Origin of the sequence: Dyella thailandensis (assembly GCF_050749815.1) — a bacterium.
In the GTDB taxonomy this organism is placed as follows: Bacteria; Pseudomonadota; Gammaproteobacteria; order Xanthomonadales; family Rhodanobacteraceae; genus Dyella_A.
On the sequence record NZ_CP192735.1, the window covers coordinates 1,488,089 to 1,506,948 of the forward strand.

An 18,860-nucleotide genomic window follows, 5' to 3' on the forward strand; every position below is an offset into this window, starting at 1 on the left:
GAAGGCGGATTATCGCATGCCCTCACGCTTGCCGGCCCGCAGGCCGAACACGATCAGCAGCACCGCGCCGACACTGATGCCGCAGTCGGCCACGTTGAAGACGGGGTAGCTCCATTGCCGCCAGTAGACCTGTATGAAGTCGGTGACGGCGGCGGCGTGCAGTCGGTCGATCAGGTTACCGATCGCGCCGCCGATGATCAGCGCCAGCGGCGCCGCCGTGCGCCAGTCGCGCCGCGCGGTGCGCGCCAGCCACACCACCAGCACCGCGCTGATCACCAGTGCCAACACCACGAAGAACCAGCGCTGCCAGCCCGCCCCCTCGGCGAGAAAACTGAAGGCTGCGCCAGTGTTGAATGCCAGCGTCCAGTTGAGCAGGCCCGGGATCACCGGATGCGGCATGCCGGCGGGCTGCAGCGCCGCCAGCGCCCACCATTTGCTCAACTGATCGAGCGCAATGACGGCGGCGGAAACAAGCAGCCAGGGAAGCGCGTTGGGTTTGGTGGTCATGGGCGGCGTAACTTCCGATTCGATGATGCTGATTCCTGGGGCGTAGGAGCGCACCCTGTCCGCGATTGCCTTTGGCCGCAATCAACGCCAGAGCGGTCGCGCACAGGGCGCGCTCCTACAGGGGTGTCATAAGGGCAGATCAGAACCAGCGCCGATCCTCGCTGGGGCCGTCGACGTTGCTTACGCAGCGATCGCACAGTTCCGGATGGTTGGCGTGGCTGCCCACGTCCTCACGACGATGCCAGCAACGCACGCATTTGGATGCGTCGCTGACGCGGGCCGACACCCAAGCCTCGGCGCCGTCCAGCTCGACTTTCGCGGCATCATCCGGACGCGGCGCCAGCGGCGCCAACGCCAACTCCGACGTGATGAAGAAGAACCGCAACTCGTCCGCCGCCGAGTGGTAACGCTCGAGCAGCGTGGCATCAGCATGGACGGTCAACTTCGCCTCCAGCGCCGCGCCGATCTGCTCGGCCTTGCGCATGCCCTCGAGCACGCGCGAGGCGCCGTCGCGGATCGCCAGCAGATCGGCCCAGTAGCGGCGCTGTTCGGGCGATGCCTGGGTCGCCGCGAGCCCGTCGTACCAGGTCTCGAACAGCACCGTCTCGGCGCGCTCGCCGGGCAGCGCCTGCCAGATTTCCTCGGCGGTGAAGCTCAGCACCGGCGCCAGCCAGCGCACCATCGCCTCGGCGATGCGGTACATCGCGCTCTGCGCGCTGCGCCGGCCGCGGCTGTCGGTCGGCATGGTGTAGAGGCGGTCCTTGGTGATGTCCAGGTACAGCGCGCCCAGCTCGTTGGTGCAGAAGTTCTGCACCCGCGCCACCACCTCGGGGAAGTCGTAGCGCTCGTACGCGGCGACCACCGCCTGCTGCACGTCGTAGGCCTGCTGCACGGCCCACTGGTCGAGCAGCAACGAATCCTCCACGGCCACCAGGTGCTTTGCCGGATCGAAACCGTCGAGGTTGCCGAGCAGGAAGCGCGCGGTGTTGCGGATGCGGCGGTAGCTGTCCGACACGCGCTTCAAGATCTCGTCGGAGACGGTCATCTCGTTGCGGTAGTCGGCCGAGGCCACCCACAGGCGCAGCACGTCAGCGCCGAGCGTATCCATCACCTTCTGCGGTGCCACCACGTTGCCAAGCGACTTGGACATCTTGCGGCCGGACGCATCCACCGTGAAACCGTGGGTGAGCACGTCGTCGTAAGGCGCGCGACCGTGGATCGCCGAGGACGTCAGCAGGGACGACTGGAACCAGCCGCGGTGCTGGTCCGAGCCTTCCAGGTACATCACCTTGTAGTCGCGCGCGCCGCCCTGCTGCAGCTCGGGACGCTGGCCGATCACACCGAAGTGGGTGACGCCGGAGTCGAACCACACGTCCAGCACGTCGGTGACTTTCTCGTAATCGCCGGCCTGGTCGCCCAGCAGCTCGGCCGCGTCGAGCTCGTACCACGCGTCGATGCCGCCCTGCTCCATGCGCTTGGCCACCTGCTCCATCAGGGCCACGGAATCGGGATGCGGTTCCTGGGTGGCCTTGTGCACGAACAGCGCGATCGGCACGCCCCAGGTGCGCTGGCGGCTGATGCACCAGTCCGGACGCCCGGCCACCATGCCGGCAATGCGCTCCTCGCCCCACGAGGGCACCCAACGCACCTGCTTGATCGACTTCAGCGCCGTTTCGCGCAGGCCGGCCTGCTCCATGCCGATGAACCACTGCGGCGTGGCGCGATAGATCACCGGCGTCTTGTGGCGCCAGCAGTGCGGGTAGGCGTGTTCGATGGTGACGTGCGCCAGCAGCACGCCCCGCGCGCGCAGGCCTTCGACGATCAGCGGATTGGCCTTCCACAGGTGCACGCCGGCTAGCGCGGTGCCATCCAGAGGCGGCGTGTCGGCGCGGTAGATGCCGCGGCCGTCGACCAAGTTGATGGTGCCGATGCCGTACTGGCGCGACACGGTGAAATCCTCCACGCCGTGATCGGGCGCGGTGTGCACGGCGCCGGTGCCGTCCTCGGCCGAGACGTGCTCGCCCAGGATCACCGGCACCTCGCGCGCGTAGAACGGATGCTTCAGCTGTACGCCTTCCAGCGCCTGGCCGTTGACCGTGCCCAGCACCACCGCCTGCTCCACGCCGTAGCGCTGCAGGGCGCGCTCGGCCAGCGCGCTGGCGATCACCAGCAGCACGCGCTTGCCGTTACGCGACGGACCCTCGACCAGCGCGTACTCCAGCTCCGCGCCCAGCGACACGGCCAGACTGGAAGGCAGTGTCCACGGCGTGGTGGTCCAGATCGGCACGGCGACGATGGCGTCGCCCGCCTCCACGCCGAACAGGCGGGCCAGCGCCTGCGGATCGAGCGCGTCATACGCCACATCCACCGCCGGCGACTGCTTGTCGGCGTACTCGATCTCCGCCTCGGCCAGCGCCGAGCCGCAGTCGAAGCACCAGTACACCGGCTTGGCGCCGCGCACCACGTGGCCGTTGGCGACGATGCGCGCCAGCGCACGCACCATGTTCGCCTCGTAGGTGAAATCCATCGTGCGATAGGGCTTCTGCCAGTCGCCCAGCACGCCCAGACGCTTGAAGTCGGTGCGCTGCGCGTCAACCTGGCTTGCGGCGTACTCGCGGCACTTCTGGCGGAAGGCGCGGGCGTCGAGCTTGTCGCCCGGCTTGCCGTACTTCTTTTCCACCGCGATCTCGATCGGCAAGCCGTGGCAATCCCAGCCGGGCACGTACGGCGCGCGATGGCCGGCCAGCAGCTTGGACTTGACCGTCATGTCCTTGAGGATTTTGTTCACCGCATGGCCGATGTGGATCGAGCCGTTGGCGTAGGGCGGGCCGTCGTGCAGCACAAACACCTTGTCGCGCCCGGCGGTGTGCGCCTGGATCTGCGCGTAGCGATCCACCTGCTCCCACTGCGCCAGCCAGTCCGGCTCGCGCTTGGGCAGGTCGCCGCGCATCGGGAAATCCGTTTGCGGCAGGTTGATGGTGCTCTTGTAATCCTGGGTCATAGCTTGGTTGCCGTCGGGTGGGTTCGCCGGGCTGCCCCGAACGAACGTGATGCATGGCTGACCGCGCGCGTGCGGCCAGCGCACGCCACGGGCAAACCTCAGATGCTAATGCTGGCCGGGCTTGAAACAAGCCCGGCAGGCGCTTTGCGGCACGTAGCCGTCATGCGCCCACCAGCACGGGATTCATGCCGAGCATGGCACGCGCCGCCGCGGCGTCGCGATCCATCTGGGCGGTGAGCGCGTCCAGATCGTCGAACTTCTGCTCGTCGCGCAGCTTGCCGACGAACTCCACCGCCATGCGCTGGCCGTAAAGGTCTCCCTCGAAATCGAACAGATGCACTTCCAGCAGCGGTTCGGCCACCTCGTTGACGGTGGGCCGAACGCCGAGGCTGGCCACGCCGGGCCAGGCGCATTCGCCATCGCCCAGGCCCACGCGCACCGCGAAGATGCCGTGGATCGGGCTGACCCGCTCGCGGAGGTGGATGTTGGCGGTGGGATAGCCCAACGTGCGGCCGAGCTGGTTGCCATACTCCACCTTGCCCTCGATCACGAACGGCCGGCCGAGCAGGGGCGCGGCGGTGGCGAAATCGCCGGCCGCCAGCAGCTCGCGCACTCGGGTGGCCGACACGCGTTCGTCGTGCAGCGTGACCGGCGCCATCGTGCGCGCCGCAAACCCGAGCGTTTCGCCCAAGCGCTCCAGCATCGCCACGTCGCCAGCACGGCGGTGGCCGAAGCGGAAATCGCCGCCCACCCACACCTCGCGCGCCGCCAGTCGGGCCACCAGCACCTGGCGTACGAAATCCTCGGCGGACATCGCCGCCAGCGCGGCGTTGAAACGCAGCAGCAAGGCGTGCGCCATGCCCGCCGCATCGAACCCGCGCAGTTTCTCGCGCACGCTGGACAGGCGCGGCAGCGGCTCGCGCGAGAAATACGCCCGCGGCAGCGGCTCGAAACTCACCACCACCGGCTCGGCTTCCAGCGCGAGCGCACGCTCGTGCACCTGCGCCAGCAATGCCTGATGCCCGCGATGAAGGCCGTCGAACGCGCCAATCGCCACCACGCTGCCGCGCGGCGTCAGGCAGGCACCGGCAACGTCCCTGGAAAGCTTGATCATCGCGCCAGTATAGCGGCCGGCTGCCCTGCCCCGGGCTTGTTCAGGCACCGCGCAGGTCACGCAGGCGGAATCCCAGGGCGAACAGCGCGGCGGCATAGGTGCCCGCTCCGGCGATCACCAGCACCATCAGGTGCCACAGCCGCGCCAGTACCGCGACATGGGTCCAGTCCGGCCACAACCAGCGTCCGGCCAGCAGCACGGCAACCATCGCCGCACACGCCACGCCCAGCCGCAGCCAGTGCCGCGACCACCCCGGCAGGCGCTGGTACACCCCCTCGCGGCGCAGCCAATGCCACAGCAGGGCGAAATTGACGTAGCTGGACAGCGAGCTGGCGATCGCCAGTCCCACGTGCAGCCCGGGAACCTGGGCGATGCCGTCGATCCAGCTGCCCTGCTTCTGCGCCGGCGTCGCCCACAGCTCGAACAGCAGCGCGATGAACACGCCGTTGAACAGCATGTTGGCCACCAGGGCTGCCACGCCGGCACGTACCGGGGTGCGGGTGTCCTGCCGCGCGTAGAACGCCGGCAGCAGCACCTTGACCAGCGCGTAGGCAGGCAAGCCGGCGCTCAACGCCAGCACCGACAACGAAGCCATCCGCGCGTCGAACGCCGAGAAATTTCCGTTCTGGAAGAACGTAGCCACCAGCGGCTCGGCCAGCACCAGCAGCGCCAGCATCGCCGGCAACGCGATCAGCAGCGTGATACGCAGCCCCCAGTCCAGCGCGCGGGAAAACCCGGCCCGGTCCGTGCCCACATGGTGGCGCGACAGCGCGGGCAGGATCACCGTGCCCAGCGCCACGCCGAACACGCCCAGCGGCAGCTCGAGGAAGCGGGTGGATTGCCACAGCCAGGTCTGCGAGCCCGTCACCAGGTAGGAGATCACCACGGTATCCAGCAGCAGGTTGAGCTGGGCTACCGAGGAACCGAACAGCGTCGGCACCATCAGCGTCATGATCCGGCGCACCTGCGGGTGCTTCCAGCCCCAGCGCGGCCGCTGCAACAGGCCGAGCCCGCGCACCGCCGGCAGTAGGAACATCCACTGCAGCACGCCGGCCACCAGCACCGCCCAGCCCATCGCCATGATCGGCACCTGCAGCCGCGGCGCCAGCCACAGCGCGCCGGCGATCATGCAGACGTTGAGAATCACCGGCGCCAGCGCCGGCAGCGCGAAGTGGTGGAAGCTGTTCAACACGCCGGCCGACAGCGCGTTCAGCGACACGAAGAAGATGAACGGGAAGGTCAGCCGCACCAGGTCGGTGGTGAGGTCGAACTTGTGCGGGTTGTCCAGCGCGCCCGGCGCGAACATCGAGGCCACCTGCGGGGCGAAGATCATGCCCAGCGCCGTGACCAGCAGCAGCACGCCGCTGAGCGTGCCGGACACGCGGGCCAGCAGTTCCTTCAGCTCCTCGCGTGAGCCGGTCTGCTTGACCTCGGTGAACACCGGCACGAATGCGGTGGAGAACGACCCTTCCGCAAACAGGCGCCGCATGAAGTTGGGAATGCGAAAGGCGATGACGAAGGCATCGGTCGCCGCATTGGCGCCGAACACGTGGCTCATCGAAATGTCGCGGATCAGGCCGAGGACCCGCGAGACCATCGTCATGCTGCTGAACGACAGCAGCCCGCGCAGCATGCTGGGGGACTTCATGCGGGTGACGCTACCTCTGTGAACGAAGATGGGCGGCCCGGCACGGCGGGCGGCACGAAGCGCGTAGTGTGACAGCGAGCGCGGCCGAGTTGGCGCCCCGGCTGTGGCACAATGCGGGCACGTCGCCCCATAGCAGGCGCTGCAAAAGCCCCGCCGGACACCGTCCGGCACGAGCTAAGCGGTTGACGCCATAGCGCATTGCCCGCATAATTGCGCGTCTTTTTTCCAACCCAAGCATTTCCGGAGTTTTACCTTGGCCAACATCAAGTCCGCGAAGAAGCGCGCGCGCCAGTCCGAGCAGCGCCGCCTGCGCAACGTCAGCGCCCGCTCCATGGTCCGTACCGCCCTCAAGAAGGTCGTCAAGGCCATCGAGGCCAAGGACAAGGCTGCCGCCGTCGAGGCGTTCGCCGCTGCGCAGCCGGTCATGGACCGCTACGCCGCGCGTGGCCTGATCCACAAGAACAAGGCCGCTCGCCACAAGAGCCGCCTCAACGCGAAGATCCGCGAGCTGGCCTGAGGCCAGTTTGCTTTTTCGGGTTGGTGAGAAAGCCGGCGCAAGCCGGCTTTTTCTTTGCCGATCTTCCGGCCTCAGGCCTCCTGCGCCACCGCCAGGGCAGCCACCAGCGCGGCGACAATCGCCGGATCGGTCTCTTGCCGATCCACCGCCAGGTCCTCCAGTCGCTCGTTGCGCCAGCGCATGGTGCTCCGATACAGGCCGCGCGCCGAAGCGTGCAGTTCATCGGCCCGGCTGCGTGCAAGCACGTCCGCCACGTTCTCCGGGCGTATCCCCGCTCCCGCCATGATCCGTACGCGACCCGCCGCCTGCTGCACCAGGGCCGCGATGTGTGCGGCCCCTTCCAGCGCGCTGCGATGGCCGCCGGAGGTCAGCACCCGCTCGCAGCCCAGCGCGATCACGTCTTCCAGCGCGCGGGCCGGATCTGGTGCGGCGTCGAAGGCACGGTGGAAGGTGACGCCCAGCCCACCGGCCGCGGCGACCAGGGCCCGGCAACCGGCGAGATCCACGCCGGCGTCGGCATCGAGCGCCCCGATCACCACCCCGTCGCAGCCGAGCCGTACGCACGCCTCGATGTCGCGCTGCATCAGCTCGAACTCGGCCTCGTCATACAGAAAGTCACCACTGCGCGGACGCACCAGCACGTACAGCGGAATCCGCAGACGGTCGCGCGCCGTCGCCACCAGCCCATAAGAGGGCGTGACGCCGCCATCGGCCAGCTGACCGCACAGCTCCACCCTTCCCGCCCCACCGGCCTGCGCCGCCAGGGCCGAGGTCAGCGAGCTGGCCGCCACTTCCAGCAGTGCCATCAGTTGAAGCTCGTGGTGTACACGCTGGGCGAGGCGAACACGCGATCGGTGCTCTCGGCGTCACAGACGGCGTAGGTGAAGCCGCGCTGGACTGCGAAGGCGCCCGCCGCACCATCCCGGCGCAGGGCGAGGAAACCCACCTGCAACTCCTTGGCGGCGTCGGGCCGCTTCTTCACGATGCGCCGCACCGCCTCTTCGCAGGCCTCCTGCGGACTGCGGCCTTGCCGCATCAGCTCGACCACCAGAAAACTGCCGGCGTTGCGGATCACTTCCTCGCCGACACCGGTGGACGTCGCGCCGCCGACCTCACCGTCCACGTACAGGCCGGCGCCGATGAGCGGACTGTCGCCGACCCTGCCGTGCAGCTTCCAGGCCATGCCGCTGGTGGTGCAGGCGCCCGCCAAGTGACCGTGGGCATCCACGGCCAGCATGCCGATGGTGTCGTGATTGTGCTTGCCGCCCGGCAGACCCAGGCTTTGGTGATAGTCGCGGTTCTCGCTGTTGGGCACCGGCTGGTACTTGGCCTCCTTGAGCCACGCATGCCAGGCTTCTGCCGCCTCCGGCGTGAGCAGGTCCTCCTCGTGAAAGCCCTGCTCGCGGGCGAACTGCAGCGCGCCATCGCCAACCAGCAACACGTGCGGCGTGGCCTCCATCACGCGCCGGGCGACGCGGACCGGATGCACGATGCGCTCGATGCACGCCACCGCGCCGCAACGGCCGTCGCCATCCATGATGCTGGCGTCGAGCGTGACGTGACCTTCGCGATCGGGATAACCGCCCTTGCCGACGCTGTGGTTGGCCACATCGGCCTCCGGCACCTGCACGCCGATTTCCACCGCATCCAGCGCCGTGCCGCCCGCACCCAGACGGCGCCACGCCGCCCGGTTCGCCGGCACGCCGAAATCCCAGGTCGATACCACGCGGGCGCCGGCCCTGGCCGGAATCGCTCCCTGTTCGGGCGAGGCGGATGCGCGTGCCAGCCCGGGCAGCCCCAGGGCACCGGCAGCCAGCATCGAGGTCTTGAGGAAATCGCGGCGCGACGGCACGGCGGCTCCTTTGGCTGAGGCAACCGCTGCATGATGCGCGATTGCCCGGCCAGCGGCGAGCGCCGGGACGTCTGTCTTCTTCTGGATATCTGCGGTGCAGAGCGCGGCGTGCCGGCCTGCTGCCGGCCTCGCACGACAGCCGGAACTTAAGCCTCGCCGCGCTGGCGCACGTCGCCGGCGGAGAAGCCGGCATCCTCGGCCGTCGCTTCCGCGCGCGCCAAGCGCTGCGACTCGAAGAAGCGCTGCACCTGCTGGCACACCGCCATAGTGTTCTCGCGGGCGATCGCCGAGACCATGAACCACGGCTGGGTCCAGCCCAGCCGGGCGACGATGTCCTCGGCCACCTTCTGGCGCTCGTCCTCGGGCAGCACGTCAGCCTTGTTGAGCACCAGCCAGCGCGGGCGCTCCAGCAGTTCGGGATCGAACTTGGCCAGCTCCTGCTCGATCGCGCGCACCTGCTCGACCGGGTCGGAACCGTCGATCGGCGCCATGTCGACCAGATGCAGCAGCAGGCTGGTGCGCGACACGTGGCGCAGGAACTGGATGCCCAGGCCCGCACCGTCGGCAGCTCCCTCGATCAGACCGGGAATATCGGCGATCACGAAGCTCTGGTCAGTGCCCAGGCTGACCACGCCGAGATTGGGATGCAGCGTGGTGAACGGGTAGTCCGCCACGCGGGGCGTCGCCGCCGACACCGCACGAATGAAGGTCGACTTGCCGGCGTTGGGGAAACCGAGCAGCCCCACGTCCGCCAGCAGCTTGAGCTCCAGCTTGAGCTCGCGCACGTCGCCGGGCGTGCCCGGGGTGGACTTGCGCGGCGCCCGGTTCACCGAGCTCTTGAAATGGATGTTGCCCAGCCCGCCCTTGCCGCCCTGTGCCACCAGCAGGCGCTGGCCGTGCTGGGTGAGGTCGCCGATGATCTCGTCGGTGTCGACATTGGTGACCACGGTACCGATCGGCACGCGCACCGTGGTGTCGTCGCCGCCCTTGCCATACATCTGGCTGCCCATGCCGTTCTGGCCGCGCTGCGCCTTGAAGCTGCGCTGGTGGCGAAAATCGATCAGGGTATTGAGCCCTTCGTCGGCCACCAGCCACACCGAGCCGCCGAAGCCGCCATCGCCGCCATCGGGGCCGCCGAACGGGATGAATTTCTCGCGGCGGAAGCTGATGCAGCCATTGCCGCCATCGCCGGCCTGGACTTTGATGACTGCTTCGTCGACGAATTTCATGGCGGGGTCCAGGAGCGTAAGAACGGTGGGAAACGAAAAAAGTCTAGCGAGAACCGTTACCCGCCGCCCAAAGCGGGCGCGCTGCAACGGCTCCAAAAAGCAAAAGCCCCGCCGAAGCGGGGCCTTCGCGGATCGCGACGGACTCGGCTTAGGCCGGGATCACGTCGACGAAGCGGCGGTTCTTCTCGCCGCGGACCTTGAACTGCACGGTGCCGTCGACCAGCGCGTACAGCGTGTGGTCGCGACCCAGGCCGACGCCGGTACCCGCGTGGAACTGGGTACCGCGCTGACGCACGATGATGTTGCCGGCCTCGATGGCCTGGCCACCGTAGATCTTGACGCCGAGATACTTCGGGTTCGAATCGCGACCGTTGCGGCTGGAACCTACGCCTTTTTTATGTGCCATGACTCAATGCTCCAGTTGCTCAGGCGTTGATGCCCGTAATTTCCACTTCGGTGAAGTGCTGACGATGTCCCTGCTGCTTCTTGTGGTGCTTGCGGCGGCGGAACTTGATGATGCGGATCTTGTCGGCGCGGCCGTGCTTGCGCACGGTGGCGCTGACGGTGGCACCGGCCACGGTCGGCGCGCCGACGGTGATCGACTCGCCCGCGCCCACCAGCAGAACTTCGTCGAAGCTCACGGTGGCGCCTTCTTCGGCGTTCAGCAGCTCCACGCGCAGGACGTCGCCCTGCTGCACGCGGTACTGCTTGCCACCGGTCTTGATGACTGCATAACTCATGGGAATGTCCCTTCTGTCGTTATTCTCTTGGGTTCCGCGGGCGGTGCACTGCCCCTGGCGGACTCAAGATTATAGCGACCGCCGCGAACGTTGGTCAATCCTTGACCAGCCCCTGAAATCGGCAGCCCCAGGGCCTATTTGGACGGCTTGCCGGATGGCTTGCCCAGCGCCGGCTGGGCCGGTGCAGTGGCGGGGCAGCGCCCCTCGCCGGTGATGGTGCCGTCCTTCTGCAGCTGCTCCATCATCGCCTGGGCGCGCTCGCGCCCCCACTGCTGGCCCACCTGCATGCCCTCGGCCATGGTGGACGGCATCTCGGCGACCACCTTGCGACCGAGCGGCGAGCGATAGAACTTCAGCAGCCCGTCGATCTCCGCGGCGCTGAAGTGCCGCTGGTAGATCGGGATCATCTTCTCGGTCAGCTCGGCCATGCCCTTCTCGTCGAGAAAATTGTTCCAGTAGCTGGCCGGCACGCAGGGCAACTGCTGGCCCATCATCCCGGCCATCTGCACGTTCATCTGCTGGAACATCCGGTTCACCCCGAACACGCCCATCAGCTCGCGCACCTGCTGCGCGCTGGCCTGCGCGGCCCAGGCGGGTGCGCTGGCCAGGGCCAGGACGGCGATGCAGGCGGTCGTGCGCCAGGCGCGCTGGATCGATGTCGGCTTCATGCGGGTTCTCTCCGAAAAGTGAGGCGGCGAAGCGGGCATTTAGCCACAGCTGGCGCTCTCGACAAACCGCTGGCGACCAGGCCGCGCAGCGATCCTCTGCCCACCGGCGGCCACGGTCCGATCACAGGGGATTGGTATAGTGATCGTTTCCCCCATATCACGGCGCGATGGACACCATTCGCATCCGCGGCGCACGCACGCACAATCTCAAAAACATCGACCTGGATCTGCCCCGCGATCGCCTGATCGTGATCACCGGCCTGTCCGGCTCGGGCAAATCCTCGCTCGCTTTCGACACCATCTACGCCGAGGGTCAGCGGCGCTACGTCGAGTCGCTCTCGGCGTATGCGCGGCAGTTCCTGTCGATGATGGAAAAGCCCGACGTGGACCACATCGAGGGCCTGTCGCCGGCGATCTCGATCGAGCAAAAATCGACCTCGCACAACCCGCGCTCCACCGTGGGCACGATCACCGAGGTCTACGACTACCTGCGCCTGCTGTACGCCCGCGTCGGCACGCCACGCTGCCCCGATCACGGCATTCCGCTGGAAGCGCAGACGGTCAGCCAGATGGTCGACGCCACGCTGGCGATGGATCCGGAAAAGCGCCTGATGCTGCTGGCGCCGGTGATCCGCGACCGCAAGGGCGAGCACGTGCAGGTGTTCGACCAGCTGCGCGCGCAGGGTTTCGTGCGCGCCCGCGTCGACGGCGCGGTCTACGACCTGGACGCCGTGCCGCCGCTCACCCTGCGCCAGAAGCACACCATCGAAGTGGTGATCGACCGTTTCCGCCCGCGCGAAGACATCAAGCAGCGCCTGGCCGAATCGTTCGAGACCGCGCTGCGTCTCGGCGACGGGCTGGTGATCCTGGCCGACATGGACCACACCGACCAGCCGGACCAGATGCTCTCCTCGCGCTACTCCTGCCCGGTGTGCGACTACTCGCTGCCGGAGCTGGAACCGCGGCTGTTCTCGTTCAACTCGCCGATCGGCGCCTGCCCCAGCTGCGACGGTCTGGGTGTGACCCAGGTGTTCGATCCGGCCCGTGTGGTCGGCCATCCGGAGCTTTCGCTGGCCGGTGGTGCGATCCGCGGCTGGGACCGGCGCAACCCGCACTACTTCCAGTTGCTGCAGTCGCTGGCTGCGCATTACGGCTTCGATGTCAACGAGCCTTGGAAGAACCTGCCCGCTGCGACCCAGCAGGCCGTGCTGTTCGGCAGCGGCAAGCAGGCGATCGCGTTTCGCTATCTCACCGAGCGCGGCGGGCGGGTCACGCGCGAGCATCCGTTCGAGGGCATCGTTCCCAACCTCGAGCGGCGCTACAAGGAGACCGAATCGGCCGCGGTGCGCGAGGAGCTGTCCAAGTACATCAGCGACCAGCCCTGCCCCGCCTGCGAAGGCCAGCGACTGAACCGCTCGGCGCGGCATGTGTTCGTGGCCGACCACGCGTTGCCGTCGCTCACCCATCGATCGATCGACGACACGCTGGCGTTCTTTGAGACGCTCACGCTCACCGGCTGGCGCGGCGAGATTGCGGCGAAGATCGTCAAGGAGATCCGCGAGCGGCTCACCTTCCTCAACGACGTGGGCCTGAACTACCTCACGCTGGATCGCCAGGCCGACACGCTGTCCGGCGGCGAAGCCCAGCGCATCCGCCTGGCGAGCCAGATCGGCGCCGGGCTGGTCGGCGTGATGTACGTGCTCGACGAGCCGTCCATCGGCCTGCACCAGCGCGACAACGAGCGCCTGCTCGGCACGCTCACCCGCCTGCGCGATCTCGGCAATACGGTGATCGTGGTCGAGCACGACGAAGACGCCATCCGCATGGCCGACCACGTGCTCGATATCGGGCCCGGCGCCGGCGTGCACGGCGGCGAGATCGTGGCGCAGGGCACGGTGGAGGACATGCTGGCCTCGCCCCGCTCGGTCACCGGCCAGTTCCTCTCCGGCAAGCGTGCCATCGAGGTGCCGGAGAAGCGTCGCCAGCCGATCGACAAGGCCTCGTGGCTGCACCTGAAGGGCGCCAGCGGCAACAACCTGAAGAATGTCGACCTAGCGATCCCGGCCGGCCTGTTCACCTGCGTCACCGGCGTGTCCGGCTCGGGCAAGTCGACCCTGGTCAACGACACGCTGTTCCGCCTCGCCGCGATGGAATTGAACGGCGCAGGTACGCAGCCGGCACCGTACGCATCGGCGTCCGGCATGGACCTGTTCGACAAGGTGGTCGACATCGACCAGTCGCCGATCGGCCGCACGCCGCGCTCCAACCCAGCCACCTACACCGGCCTGTTCACTCCGCTGCGCGAGATGTTCGCGCAGGTGCCGGAGGCGCGCTCGCGCGGCTACACCGCGGGCCGCTTCAGCTTCAACGTGCGCGGCGGCCGCTGCGAGGCCTGCGAAGGCGACGGCATGATCAAGGTGGAGATGCACTTCCTGCCCGACGTCTACGTGCCCTGCGACGTCTGCCACGGCAAGCGCTACAACCGCGAAACGCTGGACATCCTCTACAAGGGCCACACCATCGCCGACGTGCTGGACATGACGGTGGAGGACGCGCTCAAGCTGTTCGAGAACGTGCCCACCATCGCCCGCAAGCTCGATACGCTGCGCGCCGTGGGCCTGGACTACATCAAGCTCGGCCAGAGTGCGACCACGCTCTCCGGCGGCGAGGCGCAGCGTGTGAAGCTGTCCAAGGAACTCAGCAAGCGCGACACCGGCCGCACGCTGTACATCCTCGACGAACCCACCACCGGACTGCACTTCCACGACATCGAGCAGCTGCTCGACGTGCTGCACCAGCTGGTCGACCAGGGCAACACGGTGGTGGTGATCGAGCACAACCTCGACGTGATCAAGACCGCCGACTGGATCGTCGACCTCGGCCCCGAGGGCGGCTCGGGCGGCGGGCGCATCCTGGTGTCGGGCACGCCGGAAACGGTGGCCGCAACCCCGGGCTCGCACACCGGCCGCTTCCTTGCGCCGCAGTTGAAATCGACCCAGGCCACCAAGGCCAAGCGCGCCGACGCCCCCAAGCGCACCAAGGCCGCCACCAAGCACATTGCCTCGGCCGACAAGCACCGCCCCATGCCCAGGAAGAAGCGTTCGTGAGCTCGCAGGACACCCCGAAACCGGCGCGCAAGACGCGCGCCTCCAAGACCGCCGACGCCGCTCCGGCGACCGAACTCGACAACTCGCCGCCGGGCGAGCAGGCAGAACCCAGGCCGCTGTTCGTGGCCCATCTGGACGTGCGCTGGCGTGACCTGGACGCCTTCAACCACGTCAACAATTCCACCTATCTCACCTACCTCGAAGAGGCACGGCTGCAGTGGCTGCGCCACGTGCCCGGCCCGTGGTTCGACGAGTCGTCGATGCCGGTGCTGGCGGCCAGCAACCTCAACTACCGCCAGCCCATCGCCTGGCCGGGCCACCTGGCCGTGGAGCTGTTCTGCGAGCGCCTGGGCAACAGCTCGATAACCCTCGCCCATCGCATCGTCGATGCCGAGCATACCGAGCAGCTCTACTGCGATGGGCAGGTGGTGCTGGTATGGATGAATCCCGCGACCGGCAAGCCGGTGCCGTTGCCGCAGGCGATCCGCGATTCGGCCGCCGTCGACGCTTGAACGCACGGCGAGGCGTGACGGGGTCACGCCGCCGGTTCGATCGATGCCTGCGCTTCATGCGGTGCCGGTAAGATCGCCGGACCCACACGACAAGGAGCTCGCCCGTGCGCAAGACGCCCCTCGCCCTCTTCCTGCTCACGCTCGCCACCGGTGCCGCTGCGGCCGACCGCAGCGACATCACGATCTACCGCAGTGACGATGCCTCGCTGTTCGCCAACGACGGCAGCCATGCGCAGACGGGCTACGCGATGGTGCGCGAGCCTCGCTCGCTGAACCTCGTCGCCGGCGTGCACGATGCGCACCTCGCCGGCCTGCCGCTCTACCTCGACCCCGAAGCACTCTCACTCCAGTTCGACGACGCAAAGACCACCGTGGTGTCGCAGCGACTGCAGCTCGCCCAAGGCGGGGTGGCGCGGGTGAGTGATCTGGTCGGACGCAAGGTCGACGTGCTCGGCAACCAGGGCGACGTGATCCTCAGCGGCATGCTGCGCTCGGCCGGCGATGTACTGCAGATTCAACAGGGAGACAACACGGTGCTCGTGCACGACTACGTGGCCGTGCGCGCAACCGGCGATGTCGATGGCGGCACCCGGCTCGACCTGCGCGTGGATGCGCCGCGCGCCGGGGCGGCCGCGGCGCAGCTCAGCTACGTGACCGGTGGACTGGGCTGGCGCGCGTCGTATATCGGCACCCTTGCCGATGGCAGCGGCTGCCGCATCGCGTTGCAGTCGCGCGCCAGTGTCGCCAACCGCAGCGGCAGCGACTGGCGCGACGCCCAGCTCACGCTGATCGCCGGCGAGCCGCGTCTGGACAAGCCCGCCGCGGCCCCAATGATGGCGATGGCCTTCCGCGGCAAGGCCGCCGACCTGCCGCAGCAGTCGACCGTCGGCGATTACCGCAGCTATCGCCTGCCCGAGCCGGTCGACCTGCCGGACGGCACCGTCAGCCTGCTGCCGCTGTACGCGCCCAAGAGCATCGCCTGCGAGCGCACGGCGCTGTACGAAACCGGCGGCGGCTACCAGCCTCCGCAGCCCATGACGCAACCGTCGATCATGGTCGACGGGCCCACCAACGTGGTCGGCACGCTCACCTTCCGCGCCTTCGACAGCCTGCCGGCCGGCTACCTGCGCGTATTGGCGCGCGATGACCGCGGCGCAGCACAGGTGATCGGCGAGAGTCGCATCGAAGACACCCCGAAGGACGCCGAGGTCAAGCTCACGCTCGGCAACGTGTTCGACCTGCGCGCCAAGCGCGAGCGCACCGCGTTTCATGTCGATCGCGAGGGCCGCACCATGGACGAGGCGTTCCGCCTCATCTTCAGCAACGCCGGCGACAGCGCCCGCACGATCACCGTGCGCGAACACCCGGCGCGCTGGCGCAGCTGGACGCTGGCCTCCTCCAGCCTCAAACCCACCGTCAGCACTGCCGACACGCTGGGCTTTGCGGTGAAGGTGCCGGCACACGGCAGCGCGACGCTCGACTACGCCGTGCGCTACACCTGGACCGCCGACGACCAGCCGCAATAAGCCCGCCTACCAGAGAACGACCATGCTCAATCGCATCCACCACGACGCCATCGTCGAACTCCAGCTGGCCCGCCCCCCGGTCAACGCACTCAATCTCTCCTTGCTGCAGCAACTGCGCGCGGCGGTCGAGGAGGCCCCCGCGGCCGGCGCCCGCGGCATCGTGCTGTCAGGTGCGCCCGGCATGTTCTCCGCTGGCGTCGACGTGCCGGCGCTGATGGGGCGCGAGCGCAGCGAGGTGCGCGCGTTCTGGCGCGAGTTCTTCGCCGTCTGCGCCGCGCTGGCGCGTTCGCCGATCCCCGTCGTCGCCGCGATCACCGGGCACAGCCCGGCCGGCGGCGCGGTGCTGTCGCTGTTCTGCGACTACCGCATCATGGCCGAAGGACCGTTCAAGATCGGCCTCAACGAGGTGCAGGTGGGCCTGAGCGTGCCCGACTGCATCCAGCTCGCACTGCGCCGCGTGGTAGGTACCTACCGCGCGGAGCGGCTGCTCGTCGCCGGTGCGATGATCGAATCCTCACAGGCTCTGGCCTGCAGCATGGTGGACGAGCTCACCGGCGTCGAGCAGGTAGGCATTCGGGCACTGCACTGGCTGCGCGAACTGCTGGCGTTGCCTTCGCACGCGATGCTCGCCACCCGCGCGCTAGCCCGTGCCGACCTTACCGAGGCGTATGCCGACGTGGATGCTTTGCCGCTGGATGCCTTCGTCGATGGCTTCTTCCATCCGCAGACGCAGACGGTGCTGCAGAGCCTGGTCGACCGGCTGCGCAAGAAGTGAGTCGAGCCGGCCGGGCGCTCAGTCCGCCCCGGTAGCCACCGGCCGCGATGGATCGCTGACCCAGCCGCTCCACGACGGCGCGTACAGCCGCGATCCATTCAAGCCCGCCACTTCCATCGCCAGCAGGTTATGGCACGCGGTGACGCCGGAGCCACAGGAGTGCACGACCTGCGACGGCGCGTACGTCTGCAGCACCGCCAGGAAATCCTGCCGCAGATCGCCGGGCGACTTGAAGTGCCCATCGGCGGCGAGGTTCTCCGCGAACGGGCGGTTACGCGCACCGGGAACGTGCCCGCCGACACGATCCAGCGGTTCGGTGTCGCCGCGATAGCGCGCCGCGGCGCGCGCATCGATCAGCAGTTGCTGCGGACTCGTCGTGACAGCGGCATGCTCGACGATGAGCTGCGCGGGGTCGTAGTAGATCGTTACCGTGGTGGGCACGCGTTCGGGCACCGACGTTTCTAACGGCAGGCCGGCGGCGACCCACGCGCCGATACCGCCATCGAGCACCGCCACCGCACGCTCGCCGACCAACCGCATCAGCCACCACAGGCGCGCAGCGGCCAGGGCACCACCGGCAGCGTCATACGCCACCACCTGCAAGCCGGGATGCCAGCCCCAGCGACCCAGCACGGCCGCGAAATCCGTCTCCAGCGGCAGCGGATGCCGGCCCAGGCCCAGATGCTGGCGCGAGAGATCGGACAGGTCGCGGTCGAGCTGCGCGTAGACCGCCCCGGGGATATGCCCGCTGCGCCAGTCGCGCTCGCCTTTGTCCGGGTCGGCAAGATCGACGCGGCAATCGACGATCAGCACGTCACCGGCTGGCAACGCAGCCAGCTCGGCGGCGGAAATCAGCGTGGTTTTCATGCGCGTCCCATCCTCTGCAGCAGGTTGAGCATCATCGCCGCGGTGGCGCCCCAGATGCGATGCCCGCCATGCACGAACTCCACCATCGGTCGCTGGTGGCCACGGAACTCCATGGTGTAGCGGCGCAGGTTGCCCGGCTCCAGGAAAAACGCCAGCGGCACCTCGAACACCTCGGCCACTTCGTCCGGCGCCGGCACCACCGTGGCGTGCTCGGCGACCCGCGCCACCACCGGCGTGACGCAGTAGCCGCTGATCGTCTCGAACATGTCGAGGAAGCCCAGCGGCGACACCAGGCCTGGATCCAGCCCGATTTCTTCCTCGCTTTCGCGCAAGGCGGTGGCGATCGCGTCGCGGTCGGCGGGGTCGCTGCCGCCACCGGGGAACGCCACCTGCCCCGCATGCGACGGCAGGTGCGCCGTGCGCACCGTGAGCAGCACGCGGGGGTCGACGCCTTCGCGCACGCCCACCAGTACGGCCGCCGGGCGCCGCTCGGCGGTGCCCAGCAACTCGCTCATCGGCGCGTGGTTCCAACCCGGCGGCTGCGGCGGCGTGGCCAATGGCAGCAGGGCGGGCTCCAGCGCGTGCCAGATGCGCTCCATCACGACCCCTTGCGGGTCGGCAACACCACGCGCATCAGGTAGAGCCGCTCGGTATCGGACATGGTGCCCCAGCGCGCAATCTCACCCATCGACCGCTGGCAGCCCAGGCAATAGCCGCGCCCATCGAGCCGGCACAAGCCGATGCAGGGCGTCAGTGGTGCGTCGGAAAAGGAAGCGCGGGGATCGGTCGACATGACC

16 protein-coding genes and 1 pseudogene are annotated in these 18,860 nt (G+C 68.3%); 5 read left to right on the plus strand and 12 right to left on the minus strand.

The window, feature by feature from the left end:
* Positions 1 to 9: 9 nt before the first annotated feature.
* The 4 genes from lspA to murJ all read right to left on the minus strand — a co-directional run bounded on the left by lspA (position 10) and on the right by murJ (position 6,270).
* Complete coding sequence (gene lspA / locus ACQVBX_RS06865) at positions 10 to 507, minus strand: signal peptidase II (protein ID WP_431637379.1); 498 nt, start codon at positions 505 to 507, stop codon at positions 10 to 12.
* A gap of 139 nt (positions 508 to 646) precedes the next feature.
* Positions 647 to 3,508, minus strand: coding sequence for an isoleucine--tRNA ligase (gene ileS / locus ACQVBX_RS06870; protein ID WP_431637381.1), 2,862 nt, complete (start codon positions 3,506 to 3,508; stop codon positions 647 to 649).
* Positions 3,509 to 3,668: 160 nt separating this feature from the next.
* Positions 3,669 to 4,622 carry a bifunctional riboflavin kinase/FAD synthetase gene (locus ACQVBX_RS06875; protein ID WP_431637382.1) on the minus strand — a complete coding sequence of 318 codons (954 nt, stop codon included), beginning with the start codon at positions 4,620 to 4,622 and terminating at the stop codon, positions 3,669 to 3,671.
* Between the two features lie 40 nt (positions 4,623 to 4,662).
* Complete coding sequence (gene murJ, locus ACQVBX_RS06880) at positions 4,663 to 6,270, minus strand: murein biosynthesis integral membrane protein MurJ (RefSeq protein ID WP_431637384.1); 1,608 nt, start codon at positions 6,268 to 6,270, stop codon at positions 4,663 to 4,665.
* Positions 6,271 to 6,523: 253 nt separating this feature from the next.
* Here murJ and rpsT point away from each other — a divergent pair, with 253 nt between their 5' ends.
* The gene (gene rpsT / locus ACQVBX_RS06885; protein WP_017460878.1) at positions 6,524 to 6,787 is read left to right on the plus strand and encodes a 30S ribosomal protein S20; all 264 of its coding nucleotides are present in this window, start codon (positions 6,524 to 6,526) and stop codon (positions 6,785 to 6,787) included.
* A gap of 71 nt (positions 6,788 to 6,858) precedes the next feature.
* On the opposite strand, the gene ACQVBX_RS06890 is transcribed toward rpsT, so the two are convergent.
* The 6 genes from ACQVBX_RS06890 to ACQVBX_RS06915 all read right to left on the minus strand — a co-directional run bounded on the left by ACQVBX_RS06890 (position 6,859) and on the right by ACQVBX_RS06915 (position 11,276).
* Positions 6,859 to 7,596: a copper homeostasis protein CutC gene (locus ACQVBX_RS06890; protein ID WP_431638130.1), complete on the minus strand. Its 738-nt coding sequence runs from the start codon at positions 7,594 to 7,596 to the stop codon at positions 6,859 to 6,861.
* Positions 7,593 to 8,639 carry a N(4)-(beta-N-acetylglucosaminyl)-L-asparaginase gene (locus tag ACQVBX_RS06895; protein ID WP_431637386.1) on the minus strand — a complete coding sequence of 349 codons (1,047 nt, stop codon included), beginning with the start codon at positions 8,637 to 8,639 and terminating at the stop codon, positions 7,593 to 7,595. Before ACQVBX_RS06895 ends, ACQVBX_RS06890 begins: the two co-directional genes overlap by 4 nt.
* Positions 8,640 to 8,785: 146 nt before the next feature.
* Positions 8,786 to 9,868, minus strand: a complete 1,083-nt coding sequence (gene cgtA, locus ACQVBX_RS06900; protein WP_431637387.1) for an Obg family GTPase CgtA — start codon at positions 9,866 to 9,868, stop codon at positions 8,786 to 8,788.
* A 148-nt stretch (positions 9,869 to 10,016) separates the two neighbouring features.
* Positions 10,017 to 10,274, minus strand: coding sequence for a 50S ribosomal protein L27 (gene rpmA / locus ACQVBX_RS06905; protein ID WP_431637389.1), 258 nt, complete (start codon positions 10,272 to 10,274; stop codon positions 10,017 to 10,019).
* A 19-nt stretch (positions 10,275 to 10,293) separates the two neighbouring features.
* On the minus strand, positions 10,294 to 10,608 hold the full coding sequence (gene rplU / locus ACQVBX_RS06910) for a 50S ribosomal protein L21 (RefSeq protein ID WP_431637391.1): 315 nt from the start codon (positions 10,606 to 10,608) through the stop codon (positions 10,294 to 10,296).
* A gap of 134 nt (positions 10,609 to 10,742) precedes the next feature.
* On the minus strand, positions 10,743 to 11,276 hold the full coding sequence (locus tag ACQVBX_RS06915) for a DUF2059 domain-containing protein (RefSeq protein ID WP_431637392.1): 534 nt from the start codon (positions 11,274 to 11,276) through the stop codon (positions 10,743 to 10,745).
* A gap of 167 nt (positions 11,277 to 11,443) precedes the next feature.
* Between ACQVBX_RS06915 and uvrA the strand changes: the two genes are divergently transcribed.
* From uvrA to ACQVBX_RS06935, 4 genes are all read left to right on the plus strand, one after another.
* Entirely contained in the window at positions 11,444 to 14,383 is a 2,940-nt protein-coding gene (gene uvrA, locus ACQVBX_RS06920) for an excinuclease ABC subunit UvrA (RefSeq protein WP_431637394.1), read from the plus strand.
* Positions 14,384 to 14,499: 116 nt separating this feature from the next.
* Positions 14,500 to 14,895, plus strand: coding sequence for an acyl-CoA thioesterase (locus ACQVBX_RS06925; protein ID WP_431638131.1), 396 nt, complete (start codon positions 14,500 to 14,502; stop codon positions 14,893 to 14,895).
* A 104-nt stretch (positions 14,896 to 14,999) separates the two neighbouring features.
* On the plus strand, positions 15,000 to 16,421 hold the full coding sequence (locus ACQVBX_RS06930; protein ID WP_431637395.1) for a DUF4139 domain-containing protein: 1,422 nt from the start codon (positions 15,000 to 15,002) through the stop codon (positions 16,419 to 16,421).
* 22 nt (positions 16,422 to 16,443) lie between these two features.
* A complete protein-coding gene (locus ACQVBX_RS06935; RefSeq protein WP_431637396.1) occupies positions 16,444 to 17,196 on the plus strand; it encodes an enoyl-CoA hydratase/isomerase family protein in 753 nt (250 codons plus the stop codon).
* Positions 17,197 to 17,214: 18 nt separating this feature from the next.
* On the opposite strand, the gene ACQVBX_RS06940 is transcribed toward ACQVBX_RS06935, so the two are convergent.
* Positions 17,215 to 18,063, minus strand: a complete 849-nt coding sequence (locus ACQVBX_RS06940) for a sulfurtransferase (RefSeq protein ID WP_431637398.1) — start codon at positions 18,061 to 18,063, stop codon at positions 17,215 to 17,217.
* A pseudogene (locus ACQVBX_RS06945) lies at positions 18,060 to 18,856 on the minus strand (CoA pyrophosphatase). Before ACQVBX_RS06945 ends, ACQVBX_RS06940 begins: the two are co-directional and overlap by 4 nt.
* Positions 18,857 to 18,860: the final 4 nt, after the last annotated feature.

Coding starts and splice junctions, on each gene's coding strand:
- ACQVBX_RS06915 (WP_431637392.1), bottom strand. CDS start 11,276: ATGAAGCCGACATCGATCCAGCGCGCCTGGCGCACGACCGCCTGCATC.
- uvrA (WP_431637394.1), top strand. CDS start 11,444: ATGGACACCATTCGCATCCGCGGCGCACGCACGCACAATCTCAAAAAC.
- lspA (WP_431637379.1), bottom strand. CDS start 507: ATGACCACCAAACCCAACGCGCTTCCCTGGCTGCTTGTTTCCGCCGCC.
- rplU (WP_431637391.1), bottom strand. CDS start 10,608: ATGAGTTATGCAGTCATCAAGACCGGTGGCAAGCAGTACCGCGTGCAG.
- ACQVBX_RS06940 (WP_431637398.1), bottom strand. CDS start 18,063: ATGAAAACCACGCTGATTTCCGCCGCCGAGCTGGCTGCGTTGCCAGCC.
- murJ (WP_431637384.1), bottom strand. CDS start 6,270: ATGAAGTCCCCCAGCATGCTGCGCGGGCTGCTGTCGTTCAGCAGCATG.
- ACQVBX_RS06935 (WP_431637396.1), top strand. CDS start 16,444: ATGCTCAATCGCATCCACCACGACGCCATCGTCGAACTCCAGCTGGCC.
- cgtA (WP_431637387.1), bottom strand. CDS start 9,868: ATGAAATTCGTCGACGAAGCAGTCATCAAAGTCCAGGCCGGCGATGGC.
- ACQVBX_RS06875 (WP_431637382.1), bottom strand. CDS start 4,622: ATGATCAAGCTTTCCAGGGACGTTGCCGGTGCCTGCCTGACGCCGCGC.
- ileS (WP_431637381.1), bottom strand. CDS start 3,508: ATGACCCAGGATTACAAGAGCACCATCAACCTGCCGCAAACGGATTTC.
- rpmA (WP_431637389.1), bottom strand. CDS start 10,274: ATGGCACATAAAAAAGGCGTAGGTTCCAGCCGCAACGGTCGCGATTCG.